The organism is Rothia sp. HSID18069, assembly GCF_003989155.1.
Lineage (GTDB): Bacteria > Actinomycetota > Actinomycetes > Actinomycetales > Micrococcaceae > Rothia > Rothia aeria.
Genome location: NZ_RBMG01000005.1, coordinates 1 through 14,333, shown reverse-complemented (window position 1 = coordinate 14,333; position 14,333 = coordinate 1). Strand labels below are relative to the sequence as shown.

General features: G+C 58.0%; 13 protein-coding genes and 1 rRNA gene. 8 read left to right on the top strand and 6 right to left on the bottom strand.

All coding sequences use genetic code 11. The features are described from left to right. Positions 1-2 precede the first annotated feature (2 nt). The 5 genes from D8M41_RS10325 (at position 3) to pknB (ending at position 8,776) form a co-directional block, all read left to right on the top strand. On the top strand, positions 3-1,769 hold the full coding sequence (locus D8M41_RS10325; RefSeq protein ID WP_126926972.1) for a PP2C family protein-serine/threonine phosphatase: 1,767 nt from the start codon (positions 3-5) through the stop codon (positions 1,767-1,769). Further along, the gene (locus D8M41_RS10320) at positions 1,762-3,225 is read left to right on the top strand and encodes an FtsW/RodA/SpoVE family cell cycle protein (protein WP_126926971.1); all 1,464 of its coding nucleotides are present in this window, start codon (positions 1,762-1,764) and stop codon (positions 3,223-3,225) included. The genes D8M41_RS10325 and D8M41_RS10320 overlap by 8 nt, the downstream gene beginning before the upstream one ends. Further along, on the top strand, positions 3,218-4,660 hold the full coding sequence (locus tag D8M41_RS10315) for a peptidoglycan D,D-transpeptidase FtsI family protein (RefSeq protein ID WP_126926970.1): 1,443 nt from the start codon (positions 3,218-3,220) through the stop codon (positions 4,658-4,660). Before D8M41_RS10320 ends, D8M41_RS10315 begins: the two co-directional genes overlap by 8 nt. Further along, positions 4,657-6,495 carry a protein kinase domain-containing protein gene (locus tag D8M41_RS10310; protein ID WP_126854831.1) on the top strand — a complete coding sequence of 613 codons (1,839 nt, stop codon included), beginning with the start codon at positions 4,657-4,659 and terminating at the stop codon, positions 6,493-6,495. Before D8M41_RS10315 ends, D8M41_RS10310 begins: the two co-directional genes overlap by 4 nt. A gap of 76 nt (positions 6,496-6,571) precedes the next feature. Then, a complete protein-coding gene (gene pknB / locus D8M41_RS10305) occupies positions 6,572-8,776 on the top strand; it encodes a Stk1 family PASTA domain-containing Ser/Thr kinase (protein WP_126926969.1) in 2,205 nt (734 codons plus the stop codon). Between the two features lie 151 nt (positions 8,777-8,927). Here pknB and D8M41_RS10300 read toward each other — a convergent pair whose 3' ends face one another. The 3 genes from D8M41_RS10300 to D8M41_RS10295 are packed head-to-tail and all read right to left on the bottom strand — an operon-like array spanning position 8,928 to position 10,506. After that, positions 8,928-9,560: an aminodeoxychorismate/anthranilate synthase component II gene (locus D8M41_RS10300; protein WP_126926968.1), complete on the bottom strand. Its 633-nt coding sequence runs from the start codon at positions 9,558-9,560 to the stop codon at positions 8,928-8,930. 21 nt (positions 9,561-9,581) lie between these two features. Then, positions 9,582-9,743, bottom strand: a complete 162-nt coding sequence (locus D8M41_RS11705) for a hypothetical protein (protein WP_037233979.1) — start codon at positions 9,741-9,743, stop codon at positions 9,582-9,584. Between the two features lie 16 nt (positions 9,744-9,759). After that, complete coding sequence (locus tag D8M41_RS10295; RefSeq protein ID WP_037233982.1) at positions 9,760-10,506, bottom strand: class E sortase; 747 nt, start codon at positions 10,504-10,506, stop codon at positions 9,760-9,762. Between the two features lie 138 nt (positions 10,507-10,644). On the opposite strand from D8M41_RS10295, the gene D8M41_RS10290 reads away from it, so the two are divergent. Both D8M41_RS10290 and D8M41_RS10285 read left to right on the top strand, forming a co-directional pair. Next, the gene (locus tag D8M41_RS10290; RefSeq protein ID WP_126926967.1) at positions 10,645-11,010 is read left to right on the top strand and encodes a cell division protein CrgA; all 366 of its coding nucleotides are present in this window, start codon (positions 10,645-10,647) and stop codon (positions 11,008-11,010) included. 5 nt (positions 11,011-11,015) lie between these two features. Continuing rightward, positions 11,016-11,228: a hypothetical protein gene (locus tag D8M41_RS10285; RefSeq protein ID WP_037234061.1), complete on the top strand. Its 213-nt coding sequence runs from the start codon at positions 11,016-11,018 to the stop codon at positions 11,226-11,228. Between the two features lie 543 nt (positions 11,229-11,771). Here D8M41_RS10285 and D8M41_RS10280 read toward each other — a convergent pair. After that, entirely contained in the window at positions 11,772-12,692 is a 921-nt protein-coding gene (locus D8M41_RS10280; protein WP_006886995.1) for an ArgP/LysG family DNA-binding transcriptional regulator, read from the bottom strand. Positions 12,693-12,992: 300 nt separating this feature from the next. Between D8M41_RS10280 and D8M41_RS10275 the strand changes: the two genes are divergently transcribed. Further along, positions 12,993-13,238, top strand: coding sequence for a hypothetical protein (locus tag D8M41_RS10275; protein ID WP_006886998.1), 246 nt, complete (start codon positions 12,993-12,995; stop codon positions 13,236-13,238). 141 nt (positions 13,239-13,379) lie between these two features. Here the strand turns inward: D8M41_RS10275 and D8M41_RS10270 are convergent, their stop codons facing one another. Continuing rightward, positions 13,380-13,817, bottom strand: coding sequence for a putative immunity protein (locus D8M41_RS10270; protein WP_037286124.1), 438 nt, complete (start codon positions 13,815-13,817; stop codon positions 13,380-13,382). 278 nt (positions 13,818-14,095) lie between these two features. After that, positions 14,096-14,333: ribosomal RNA gene (locus D8M41_RS10265) — 23S ribosomal RNA — on the bottom strand; the annotation flags it as partial.

Here is a 14,333-nt window from a genome sequence, read left to right as displayed (position 1 = left end):
CGGTGAAGATTGCCTTCCGTTTCGCCGCACGCTCCGATGTGGGTGTGCGCCGCAGCAAAAATGATGATTCCGGCTACGGGGGCCGGTATCTTGCCGTGGTTGCCGACGGCATGGGCGGGCACGTAGGCGGTGACGTCGCGTCCGCCACAGCGGTACTTAACCTGACCCCGCTGGATCACCCCGATTTTGACGGCACCGCGGGCGTGTACCTGGCGGATGAGATTCAAAGCGCGAACAGCATCATTAACGATCTGGCACATGAGGATTCGCGGCTGGCGGGGATGGGCACCACCTGCACCGCCCTGCTCATTGACGGTGACAAGATTGAGCTGGCGCATATTGGCGATTCCCGAGCCTACCGTTTGCGCCCGGGCCCGGACGGGCAGTTCGAGCAGATCTCGACAGACCACACGTTTGTGCAGCGCCTGCTGAATGAGGGGCGCATCACCCCGCAGGAGGCTGTGCACCACCCGCACCGCAACGTCATTATGCGTGTGCTTGGTGATGTGGACGCCTCACCTGAGCTTGAGCTGCAGACCCTTGATGCGGTGCCGGGAGAGCGCTGGGTATTGGCTTCTGATGGGCTGGACTCGGTTGTTCCCGATTCCGATATTGAGGCGGTTTTGCGCTCCACCGACGATCTGGAGCAGATTGCTGATGTTCTCATCCAGATGACCCTGGAGCGCGGTGCGCCCGATAACGTGACGGTAGTGGTCGCCCAGGTGATTGACCGCAGCGTGCTGCCTGAGGATGAGCCGGTGGGCGAGTCTGCCGTGCCGGATGCGCCCAGCCTGCCGGCTTCTATTGCCCCGGCCGTGCCCAATGCCACCGGGGATGAGGATACGATGCGTATCCCTCCTGAAGACCCCACCGAGGTGAACCCTGCAGGTGGCGACAGCCCCGGTTCGGCGCATATTCGCCGCCGGTTCCGGCGTGCACGCGATTTAACCGGGTCTTTGCTGCACGAGGAGGAACTGCACAAACGCGGCGCGGTTGAGGTGATTCATACCTCCGCTGAGATTCTGCGTGGGCAGCTTGGGCAGCGCCCGCACCAGCTGGTGGGTTCAGCTGCTTCGGCGACAGAGACGGGGATGATCCCGGCCGTGGTGGACCGCACCCTGGAGCACCGCGCCACCTTGGCGCAGCGGGTGCCGCTGACTACTGAGGGTGAGACGGCGCAGCTTCCCGAGGAGCTTGAGGCCATGCTCACCGTGGATGCGGCTAAGCACCGCCCACGCCGCTGGCCGCTGCGCATTTTCGTGCTGCTGCTGGTGGTTGGGGTGCTCTCGGCTGCCGCGTGGACGGGTATGCGCTGGATTAGCGGCCGCTACTATGTGAGCGACAGCAACGGCAAGGTGTCAATCTATAACGGTATTCCGCAGACCCTTGGGCCTATCCGGTTCTCGCATGTGGTTGAGGAAAGTAATGTGTCGGTTAATGACCTCTCGGACCATAACCGTGCGCTGCTGAAAGACACGATTTCGGCTGACAATATTGATGAGGCGCGCGTGGTGGTGAACCGTCTGCAGACGCAGGCGAACCTGAACGCGCACCCGAGTCCTTCGCCTTCACCTTCTTCTTCAGCCAGCCCGTCTGGGAGTGCGAAGCCTTCCGAGAGCCACAACCCGTCGGTGACCCCCACTCCCACCCCGAGCGCGGAGGAACCCGGTAACGCCACGGTTCCGTTAATGCCCGGCACCGAGGGTGCCGCTACCACGGAAGGGGACGTGGGTACCGTAACTGGTGAAGGGGGTGCGCATCATGGCTAGTTCCCTCTTCTCCCGACGCGACCCGAACGCCCCGAAGTCACGCCGGTTCATTGAGATTGTACTGCTGGTTTTAGCGGTGGGCATCAGCTCGGGTGCGCTTTACCTGCGGAAACCTGAAGAGGCATTTGGCAGCTCGTCAAGCGCCTGGCTCATGGGCACCGTTGTATTAGGCGTGGGAGCGCTGATTCTGCATGTAGTGCTGGGGCTTCGGGCACGGTACGCCGACCCGTTTATCTTACCGATCGTGATTGTGCTCAACGGTATCGGTTTGGCCATGATTTACCGCATCGACTCGGATTTGAAGTACCCGGTGGGTGACTCGCAGCTGTTTTGGACGGGCCTGTCGATGCTGGCCTGCGCCGTGGTTATCTACTTCCTGCAGGATCACCGGGTGCTGCGTAAGGTCACCTACATTTCGTTGGCATTGTCCCTTATTCTGCTGGTGCTGCCGCTGCTGCCGATTATTGGTCAGGAAATTAACGGTGCGCGCATCTGGATCTCCATTGCGGGCCGCACCTTCCAGCCGGGTGAGGTCGCGAAGATTACCCTGGCGATTTTCTTCGCCGGGTACCTTTCGACCCACCGCGATTTGATTCTTGTGGCGGGGCGGCGCATCGGGCCTATTCAGCTGCCCCGGTTCAGGGATTTGGTGCCGGTGTTTTTGGCGTGGCTGGCGAGCATTGGGGTGCTGGTGTTCCAGCATGACCTTGGGTCGTCAATCCTGTTCTTTGGCCTGTTCATGGCGATGCTGTACCTTTCAACGGGTAAAACCTCGTGGCTGGTCACCGGTGGTATTGGTGTGGTGGCTGGTGGGTTCTTGGCATACCACTCCATTTCGCACGTCCATGACCGTATCTACGCGTGGGTGCACGCCTTCGACAACGATATTTACAACAGCGCCTACGGTGGTTCTCGGCAGATCCTGCAGGGTGTCTTTGGGCTCTCCTACGGCGGGCTGTTTGGCCGCGGCTGGGGGCAGGGACGCACCTACCTGGTGCCGTACGCTAACTCGGATATGATCATCACCTCCCTCGGTGAGGAGCTGGGCCTGCTGGGTTTGGGCGCGATCCTCATGATGTACCTGGTGCTGGTCTCACGCGGGTACCGTGCCGCGCTGGGCACCCGCGATGGTTTTGGGAAGCTGCTGGCGGCTGGGCTGTCTACCGTTATGGTGCTTCAGCTGTTTGTGGTGGTTGGCGGCGTGACTCGGCTGATCCCGCTGACTGGTTTGACCACCCCGTTCATGTCTGCCGGTGGCTCGTCGCTGGTGGCGAACTGGATTATTGTGGCGCTGTGGCTGGCGATTTCGCATTCGGCACGCGCCCCGCACGGCGTGGTTGATTTTGATGCCCCACGGGGTATTGACTACGGCAGTAACGATTATGAACCTGAAGGTGCGACCAGTGTTCTGGCGCGTATTTCTACGGCATCGACAGAAGGGAGCCAACGTGGATAGGGCGATTCGCCGCATGTGGATGTCTGCCGCGTGCGTCTTTATCTTGCTAATGGGCACCCTGAGCTATATTCAGTTCTTTGATGCGCAGATGCTCATGGAGCACAAGTGGAACACCCGTGCCCTGTACGATAACTACGGTTCGCAGCGTGGTTCGATCGTGGTGAACGGAACTGAGATTGCTTCCTCAGTGAAATCTAACGACGAGTATAACTATCAGCGCGTATATTCCGAACCTGAGAAGTATGCTGGTATTACCGGCTACTTCTCGTCGGTGTACGGTTCGACGGGTATTGAGTCGGCTCTGGATAAGGAGCTTTCGGGTACCTCGGATAGCCAGTTCTATGATCGTGTGGCGCAGCTGTTCTCGGGTAATTCCACGCGCGGGGCCAGTGTTGAGCTGACTGTGGACGATAAGCTGCAGACCCTCGCCTACCAGCTGCTGCAGGGCAGGAAGGGTTCTATTGTGGCGATGAACCCGAAAACGGGGGAAATTCTGGCGATGGCATCCTCGCCTTCGTATGACCCGAATAAGTTGGCTGCGCATAGTGAGCAGTCGGTGATCGCCGACTACACGAAGCTGACCCAGGATCAGCAGTCCCCGCTGTTTAACCGTGCGATCGCGGGTAACACCTACTCGCCGGGTTCGACGTTCAAAATTATTGATGCCGTGGCCGCGCTGGAGTCGGGGAAGTATGACGAGAAGTCCGTGATTGATAACCCGGCGCAGCTTCCGCTGCCGGGCACCAATGTGACCCTGCCGAACTTTGTGAATGGTCAGTGTGCCACCCGCACGCAGGCGACGATTGAGTGGGCGTTAGCGCAGTCGTGTAATACTCCGTTTGCGAATATCGCCCTCGATTTGGGGCAGGAGAAGATTTCTCAGACCGCCTCAAAGTTCGGGTACGGCCAGGATTTGTCGATCCCGTTGAAGGTGACCAAGTCGGATTTCCCCTCCGATATGACGAAGAGCCAGCTGGCTCAGGCGTCGGTGGGCCAGTATGACGTGAAAACCACGCCGCTGCAGGTGGCGATGACTTCTGCGGCGATTGCGAACGGTGGTGTGCAGATGAAACCTAATCTGGTTCGTTCGGTGAAGACCAGCAACCTGAGCACGTTGTCTGAGTTCTCTCCCGAGAAATTGCGCACCTCAACTTCCCAAAAAGTCGCCGATCAGGTGAAACAATGGATGGTTAACTCGGTCGATAATGGTATTGCGTCCGGTGCGGGTGTGTCGGGCGTGAAGGTGGCGGGTAAGACCGGCACCGCCGAGATTGGCACGACCGGGTTGAACAATTCCTGGTTTACCGGTTTCGCCCCGGCGGATGATCCCAAGATTGCTATTGCGGTCGTCTATGAGGATGTTGATGTGTCCACGGGCGCGAAGCTTTCGACTAATGCAGGTAAACAACTCTTTGAGGCGGTGTTGAACAAGTGAGGCCTTCGGCTGATGTCACCTTGGGCGGTCGCTATACCCTGACTGAACGTATCGCTGTAGGCGGTATGGGTGAGGTCTGGAAGGCGCGCGATAAGGTTCTTGGGCGCATCGTCGCAGTGAAAATCCTGAAAGAGGAGTACACGGGTGACCCCGGGTTCTTGGAGCGGTTCCGCGCGGAGGCGCGCCACACCGCACTGCTGAACCACCCGGGTGTGGCGAACGTGTTTGATTACGGCGAGGAGGATAACTCGGCGTACCTGGTGATGGAGCTGGTTCCCGGGGAGCCGTTATCGAACATTATTGAGCGTGATAGCACTATCCCGGCGGATCGTATCCTGAACATTATTGCGCAGACGGCGCGCGCGCTGGCGGCCGCGCACGCGCAGGGCCTGGTGCACCGCGATGTGAAGCCGGGTAACCTGATTATCACCCCGGATGACCGCGTGAAGGTAACCGACTTCGGTATCGCCCGGCTGGCGAACCAGGTTCCGCTCACAGCCACGGGTCAGGTGATGGGTACCGCCCAGTACTTGGCCCCTGAGCAGGCGACCGGGCAGACCGCGACCCCCTCATCCGATATGTATTCGCTGGGTATTATCGGGTACGAGGCGCTGGCGGGGCACCGCCCGTTCACGGGCGAGTCGCAGATCGCTATCGCTTTGGCGCAGGTGAATGATACCCCGCCGCCGCTTCCTGACAGCGTCTCACCGACGGCGCGGGCACTGATTATGTGCCTGCTGGCGAAGGATCCCTCAGAGCGTCCCGCGAGCGCTACAGCGCTGGCGGCGGCGATTGACGCTATCCGCCGTAACGATGTGCGTGCGGCGTTGAAGGCCGTGCCCGCACTTAAACAGTTCATGCCGAAGTCGGCGACAGCTGCGACAGCGACGCAAACCCAGACTCAGGTGCAGCAGAGCGCTGCTACAGGTGCTACGGGGGCTATCACTGCCGCGGCTGCACCCCGGTTCGGTTCGGGCGGGCGGTTCTCGCCGAATCCGACGACCGCGCCCATCCCGCCGGTCGCTGGCACCGGTGCGCAGCCGGTGCAGCATGTTGATGATGAGGACGAGCCGGAGCAGAAGCGTTCAGGCATCGTTAAGTGGGTTGTTATCGGTGTGGTAATTCTGCTGGTGGTTGCACTGGCCCTGTGGGCTGCCACTGCGCTGCAGGGTTCCCCTAAGAACGACCCAAGCGGCAGCCCGTCGGTGAGCGCCTCGGCGTCCCCCTCGGAGCAGGAGCCTTCGAGCAGCCCGGCTACGAATACCCCGGATACGCAGAAGCAGAATAATGTGACGGTGAACCCTGCCGAGTTCGTGGGCCGTAGCCTGCTGGAGGTGACGAACGAGCTGTCCCAGATGGGTCTGCAGGTGAAACCTGAGGGTGTTGACTCGAACGAGGCGAAGGACACGGTGCTGTCGGTTTCCCCGTCAGGTTCGGTGGAGAAGGGTACAAGCATTATTGTGAAGTACTCGAATGGCCCGAAGACGGCGACTATCCCCACCGGGCTGATTGGCCAGGATAAGGACACCGCCTCTGCGGCGATCGTGAAATTGGGCATTAATGTGAATCAGATATCGGAGCATTCTGATACGGCGGCCCCGGGTACGGTGCTGCGCATTACCCCGCTGCCTGGCACTCAGGTTCCCCTTCATAGTAGTGTAGATGTGTACATCGCTGATGCCTCTTCCGGTCAGGGGTCCGGAGGAGCAGCCCCATCGGCAAATACCTCTACGAGCGCGAGTGCAAGTACACCACCGAGGCAGCCTACTTCCGCTCCCGCGAGCACAAGCGCTACCTCCTCCGCCAGCGCGGCTGCTGCCACGCCGTCAGAGTAGTGGATGGTGCCCAGTATGTCGTGTCGCGCATGTATGAGCTAAGAGTTTAACTTCTGACCCTAGACCAGGAGATTGTATGGACCTGTTGGTTCCCGATATGGTAGATGATCGCTATAAGGTGCTTGATGTTATTGGCACCGGGGCGATGGCTACTGTCTACTCGGCGGAGGACACCCGTTTGGGCCGTAAGGTCGCGATGAAAATTCTTCGACCGGAGCAGGCCCAAGATCAGACGTTCCGTATACGTTTTAAGCGCGAGGCCGAGGCTGTCGCGTCACTGAACTACCCCGCTATTGTGGCGGTGTATGATACCGGTGCCTACTCACCCACCCCGACCACACCCCAAGAGTATGGTTTTGAGGGGGCCCAGCCCGGCGCTGAGGATGGGAGCATCCCATATATTGTGATGGAGCTGGTGAACGGCCGTACCTTGCGTGAGGTGCTGTCGTCGGGGGCGCATCTTCCGGTGCGTGAGGCTATGGCGTACGCCGATCAGCTGCTGGGTGCACTGCAGTACAGCCACGATATGGGCATTATTCACCGCGATATTAAGCCCGCGAACATTATGGTTCTGCCGCTGACTGATGAGGATATTTCCTTGGGTCAGTCGGGGAAGATTAAGGTGATGGATTTCGGGATTTCGCGCGCCCTTGAGGAGGCGGGCGAGGCCCTGACGAAGGCGAATGTGGTGCTTGGTAGTGCCCGGTATATGTCGCCGGAGCAGGTGAGCGGCCACGAGGTGGATACCCGCAGCGATATTTACTCCGCTGCGTGCGTGATCTATGAGATGGTGTCCGGACGCACCCCTTTTGATGCCGAGTCGAATGTGGATTTGGCGGCTAAGCACCTGTCGGAGGCTCCTCAGCCGCCGAGCGCTTTTTCTCCGCTGCCGGTTCCGCAGCAGCTGGATGCTGCGATTATGCGTGGGCTGGCGAAGAACCCGAATGAGCGGTACCAGTCGGCGGATGAATTTGCCCAGGCGCTGCGTGCGGCGTTCGGTTCTGCTGATGATGATGCTACGGTCGCCCAGCCCGCCTTAGGTGCGGCAGCTTTTGCACCTTACCAGGGTGAGAATACTGGGACGATGGAGCCGCCGCCTGATGAGGAGGCGGGGCTGAATGATTTCTTTGAGCAGGATTATTATGATGCCTGTGAGGAGGTTGAGCCGGAGACTCCCCGCAAGCGTGTCTGGCTGCAGGTGCTGATCGGTTCGCTGATTGTGGCCTTGCTGGCCTTTAGTGTGGGCTCGGTGCTGTACTACCAGAATAAGCTGAATGAGGTGCCGCAGGTTGCGGTGCCGTCGGTGGTTAACGTGTCGAAGGATGAGGCGGATACCCAGCTGCGTAACCTGGGGTTCACGCTGGAGTATAAGAACGCCTTCTCGGATACCGTGAAGAAGGGCGACGTGATTAGTGTCGACCCGACTGTGGGCACCATGATTGATAAGGGTGCGAAGGTGACTCTGACGGTTTCCAACGGCCCGAAGAAACTGGTAATTCCGGATAATCTGCAGGGTCAGAGCGAGGCGTATGTGCGTAACGCCTTGAAGGAGATGGGCGTTGTGGACGGGCGTGTGACGACCGTTGAGAGCCCGACTGTCCCTGCGGGTATGGTGGTGTCGCTGACGAATCAGTCCGGTGAGGTCCTTGAGCCGGGCGCGGCTGTTGAGGCGGGCCAGACCGTCGATTTGGTGCTTTCTTCCGGTAAGGTGAAGGTTCCGTCGCTGGTGGGTCTGACGAAGGATCAGGCGGTGGCTGCTTTGACTGACCCGAGTACGCACCTGAGCACGAATGTTGAGGAGGTGCAGACGAATGCTTCCCCGGCGGGTACTGTGATCGCTCAGAGCGCTGCGGCGGGCACCTTGGTGGAGCAGAACAGCACCATCACTATCCGTGTGGCGAAGGCCCCGGCGCAGACTGCTACGGCGGCACCGGTTCCCTCGGCGTCGGCACGTTCGGGCACGTCCGGTAGCGGCAATACGTCCGGCGGCGGTGCCAATAGCGGCACCGGCACCGGCGGGAATACGTCTGGCGGCGGCGCGAATGCTGGCACCGGCACCGGCGGTAACCAGAACCAGCAGCCGACTGCTGCGCCGACGAGTGGCGCCTCAGCATCTGCGGCTCCGGCGGCCCCGTCAGCACCTGCAAGCAACCCGGCAAATGGCGGGAATAATAACGGTAACCGCGGTGATACCGGGAACAACGGGAACAACAATAACAACGGGAATAACAATAATAATGGCGGGAATAATAACGGAAATAACAACAATAACCGCCGGTAGCCGCCCGGGCGTGTAAACGCCAAACGGCTAGTGGGGTGGGTTCTCCGGTTATCCGGGAAGCCCACCCCATTCCTTTGCACCACACATACACGCATACGAAATGCCCCCAGCAGCCTGCTGGGGGCATTGTGGTGTTTGTATGTTGGCCGGGTTAGCTAATGAGTGGAGAAAGCGTTTTTGCGTGCTGCGCGGCGCCTTGTACCCCGATTTCTTCAAGCCAGTTGCCGAGCATGAGGTAGCCGCCTTCTGTGAGCACTGATTCTGGGTGGAACTGCACACCGTGCATGGGTGCTTCGCGGTGGCGCAGCCCCATAATGATGCCGTTTTCGGTGGTAGAGGTAACCTGCAGCACCTCGGGCATGGTGTCGGGGACGACGGCAAGCGAGTGGTAGCGGGTCGCCGTGAAGGGGCTTGGGACGTCTTTGAACACCGAATCGTTTTCGTGCACCAGGGTGGAGGTTTTACCGTGCATAAGCTCGGGGGCGTGGGTGACGGTGCCGCCGAAGGCTTCAGCGATTGCTTGGTGTCCCAGGCACACACCCAGCAGGGGTTTGTGGGTGTTAGCGGCCCACTTGATGGTGTCGATAATGACTCCGGCGTCTGCGGGGGCACCGGGACCGGGTGAGATGAGCACCCCGTCATGCTCTGCTGCGAGTGCGAGCACGGTGTCGAGGTCGTGTTCATCGTTGCGGATTACGGTGGTTTCGGCACCGAGCTGCTGCAGGTATCCCACAAGGGTGAAGACAAAACTATCGTAGTTGTCGATAACGAGGATGCTTGTCATGGTTTTCTTTCGGGTGGGCTGCTAATGGTTAATGGTGACGTCGAGGTTGAACGGGCCGTACTGCGCGAAATTGGGGAAGATGAATTCCATGAGCACATAGACGACCAGCAGGATCAGCAGAATGGCGGTAATAATACGAACCCAGAGAGGTCCGGGCAGGTGGCGGAAGATCCATCCGTACATTGTGTGTTTTCCTCTCTTAAGCAGGGTTGTTGTTGGCTACTTTGGCGATTTCGGCGGGTGCCCCGGCGGATGCGGGCTGCCAGGACTCAAATTTGGCGTGCACAATGTACCGTTCGGTGTCGCCGTAGCGCGGGTGGCAGGTGGTGAGTGTCATAATCCGCTCGGTGGGGCTTTGCCCGGGATGCCCGGGCACGGGTTCGATGACGTCCACCTCGTGGGGCTGCACGATTTTCTGTTCGTACACGGTGTACGTGTAGTAGCCGTCTTTGGTGCGCACATAAATGTGGTCACCGTTTTGGAGCAGGTCAATATCGTTGAGCACTTTACCGCGGGTTTGGCGGTGCCCGGCGAGTGAGAAGTTGCCGACGCCTCCGGGCATGGCGGAGCCTTCGTAGTGGCCCAGCCCGAGGGCGTCGATCACGTCGTTGCTGCTGCCTTGGGCGGCGGGGCGCTGATAGTCTTCCCCGAAGCGGGGGATGTAGACCACACCAAACGCCTGCCCGTGCGCGGGTTCTGCGAGCGGTTCGGGCGGGTTTTTGGGGTCCCAATCGGTAACGGTGCGTGATTCACCGAATTCTTTAACGAGGGAATCGACGGCTTGGGCTTGGGACCGGTCGGCGGCGATATTGGTCCACCAGAGCTGCCAGGCCACGAAGAGCAGCAGTATAAACCCTGCGGTGATCAGTAGCTCGCCGAGGATTTGCACGGTCCATTGTAGGCGTGTTTTACCGGGCGCGTGCGCCTTGGTGGGGGTGTGACTCATGCTGTCCTTTGTGGTTTATGTCTTCCGTGTTTCTTTAGGCTCAACGCGGGTGAAAGGTGAAATCATCCCGGGAGTCTGCAAAGATAGTTTCTAAGGTACATCATAAGGCTACCCACTGAGTGTTATGCGGAGGAAATTATGTCTGGTTCGGCCAAGGCAAAAAAGAAGAAGGGCAGCGCTTCTAAGAGCAGCGGCGCTAAGACTAAAGACGTTAAGAAGAAGCAGAAGGCGGAGCAGAAGAAAGTAGTCGCCCGGGATGCGTTGAATGAGGAGCGTCTGCGCAAGGTTGCGGAGGAGATGGAGCAGGGTCAGCCGTTGAGGGACCAGACTCCGCTGTGGTACCGGGTGATTATGTTCTCGTTTTTGGCGGTGGGCCTGCTGTGGATTGTTGTGTACTACATTTTCGAGGGTCTTTACCCGATCGCAGGCATTGGCATGTGGAATATCACAATCGGGATTGGTGCACTGATGGTGAGCATGCTGATGATGACGCGTTGGCGGTAACCGGTATGGGTGAGCAGCCGTCTGACTCCGCTGAGACCCCCAAGCCGGAGGTGACGAACCCCGCGAACCTGGCGCCGGTGGATCCGCAGCAGCCGCGGGAGAGGCGTGAGGATATTCGCGCCGCCATTTTTGAGACAAAGCTGCGGCGGTGGGCGCTTATTGGGTTTGTGGCTGCTGGCGCCTTGTTTTGGGTGGTGACTTTGCTGCTTCAGCGTTAGGGCGGGGCAATGAGGCCTCTCACCGTTACACCGCAGGCTGGTTGAGGTTGCCGCACACGGTTCCACGCTGAAAGATACTCATGAGCATGGTGAGCATCAGGAGCTCAGCCACGGTGTGGGTGAGCTCGGCGGCGGGCGTACGGCGTGCGGAGTATGGACGGTGCGCAGCGTGTCTGAAAGCGCATTAATGATGGGGGAGATTGTGAAGACAATTTGGGTGATAGTGCTTTCCAATAGCCCTTTCCAGTAACATCCAAAACCATTATTTTATAATATTCCAATATATACATAAATGCTGGTCAATGTGAATATTAAGAGTATTTGTACTCTATATAGTCACTGAGGTATAGATAAGCAGACTACAGTAGTTGCTCCCGTGTACCTGAGAAATCACTACATAGTGCAACATGGGGGCAAGCAGCATAATAGCCGCTGTGACTCCTACCGGGATCCTAGATGCACCGCTTAGTGTTGCGGCACATGCACCGAAGTAACGACATGCGCATATACAGTCCGCTTTGATGCCCGACACCCAGCGGTCATTTATGAGCTTAAAAGTCCTGCTTTGGCGGCCTCAGCGACCCTGCGGCTTACGGTTTCTAATACGGGTGAGTTAATGTTCCAGTGCTGCCAGTACAGGGGGAATTCAACAGGTTTGGTGGAAAGCTTCACCAGCGTATTGGCAGCAAAATGCTCACTGCACTGAGCTTGCGGTAACAGTCCCCAGGCAACCCCTTCATAGACCGCGCGGGCATAATCAGGTGAGGAGGGAATATATATGGTGGGGCTCTGTTCGGGTTCGAGGCTTGGCGGCAGTTTCATATCTTCCTCTATGAGGACACGCGCCGCTTCCTGCACAAAGTCTTTACGGTCGTATTCCACCACAGGGGCACGGTTGAGTTCTTCACGAGTGGTAGTGGAGGGAAACCCCGGCAGGTAACGGTTCATATATTCCGGTGCTGCGACGCACCAGTAACGTGCCACACCCAGGTAGTCGACTGAACATCCGGGGATTTTACCGGGCCGTGAGGTAATAGCAGCCATAACCTCCCCGGATCGAAGCAAGGCCGATGAGTGGAATTCACCTTCACGGCGTAAGTCGCAGAATATTTCGTCTTCGTGGGCGAGCATACGTACCGCCTCCAGGAACCATGTTGCGAGGGAATCGGCGTTCAGGGCTATAGAGACTGTCTGGAATCCGCCCTCACCCACCAGTTCCCGTTCTAGTTCCAGTTGCAGAAACTCGCTCTGCCGGGCGATGCGTAGTACGCTCTGCCCGGCCTGGGTTGGGGTTACCGGGTTGGTACGCCGCAGCAGAACCTTGCCCGCGAGCTGCTCCATGACTTTGATGCGCTGTGATATTGCGGAGGGGCTTACTCTCAAAGATTCAGCTGCCGCATCGAAGGTACCGTACTCAATGACTGCTGCGAAGGTTGTGAGGTGGTCGGTCGTAAAACGTTTCATAAGCATATCTTACGTAAACCCACATAACTTAGATAGCCTTATGAGGCTGCCGGATCTTTAATGCCTCGCTTCATGCCATGTTCTATTTGGTGCACACCATTTTCACCATGGACACTCACCTCTAAGATAAAAGCAGTGGGGCTGTCGCCCTCCAACGTGTCTATGCTGTCACCTACCTGCCCGAAGGAATCTCACATGGTCAAGCCACCATTCATTGAAATCACATGCCCCGTTTGTTCTAAGCCTGTGAAGACTTTAGAACGTTACCCTCGCTCGCTCTGTTCCCAATGTTCTGCACGGGTGACCGATCGGTCTGGCCACCCGGTCGTTTTCTACGATATACAGGCGCTGCCGGCTCCCAATAGCTCGGGTGTAACGCTGATTGGCGGATTTTATGGATATTACGCCAATACCGGACTGCAAGAAATCTACCCCAGTTCAACCTGCTATGTTGATGGAATAACCTGCGAGGCGAAGAATGCCCGTTTTGGAGGTATTGTGATTGAGGCGCTCACCGCCCAACCCTCGGAGGACGATGAGCGGTAATTTGTGTTCGGTTTCCCAGGTGTACAGCCGCTCCCCAAACGGAGAAGCCTCTGGGAAGCCATCACAGACCCCATATAGTACAGACCATATAATTTGGCTTCTCTGGCCCCCTTATTGCTCTCTAGGGGTGTGTACGTATGCTTAGCACCCAAAAACATAGCTGTGGAACCGAGCAGGAATATGTGCGCGTTGCCATTCGAGTTCTTCGGTCAAGAGTTTCCCCGAAAGCGCTTTGCGCGTGTAGCGCCCAATATTGCGTGCATGGGCGCCCATATGGGCCGTTGCCACCGCGTGCCCACAGGCGCGGGCTACAGCCTGAACGGAACGATCTGTGCACTCACGAGCCGCAGCGTGGCAGAGGAAAGCCTGCTGACGCATAGCACCAACAGATAGTGTTCCTCGCTGAAAATACTCAACCGCTTCGAGTGCATCATGAAGTCGACGGTCCAAAGGGCGATGCTTCTCAAAGATAGGAAGGAGCCGACGGACGCAGCGTGCGGCCCAGCCAATGAGTTCTTTCCGGTCTTCTTCTAAAAGCGTTAAGTCATTCATGGATGGGGCTGTTTGAGGAGTAGTCATACTCTCAACGTACCAGCAGACCCCACAGCAGAATAGTGCATCGAGGAAGATCTTCGGGTGAGTAGAAATATGACGGGTATGAGGCGAATCCCTTCCATATATAGATAAACCATAGGATCTCTCGCGGCAATACCAATACCCTATTAAACAGAAAAAGACCCCGAAGGGTCTTTTACCTGTTGCAACCTACCCTCTTTACGGGGATTACCTCCCGTAAAGAATAGCTTGTTGCCTCAAAACTGTACAGTGAACACAAACACACAAAACAAATATGACTATAATGTAAGCCTTCGGTCTATTAGTACCAGTCAACTCCACACCTTACAGCGCTTCCATACCCGGCCTATCAACCCCGTCATCTACAGGGAACCTCACACACCCAAAAGGGTGCCAGGAGAACTCATCACGAAACAAGCTTCCCGCTTAGATGCTTTCAGCGGTTATCCCTCCCGAACGTAGCCAATCAGCCATGCACCTGGCGGTACAACTGACATACCAGAGGTTCGTCCGTCCCGG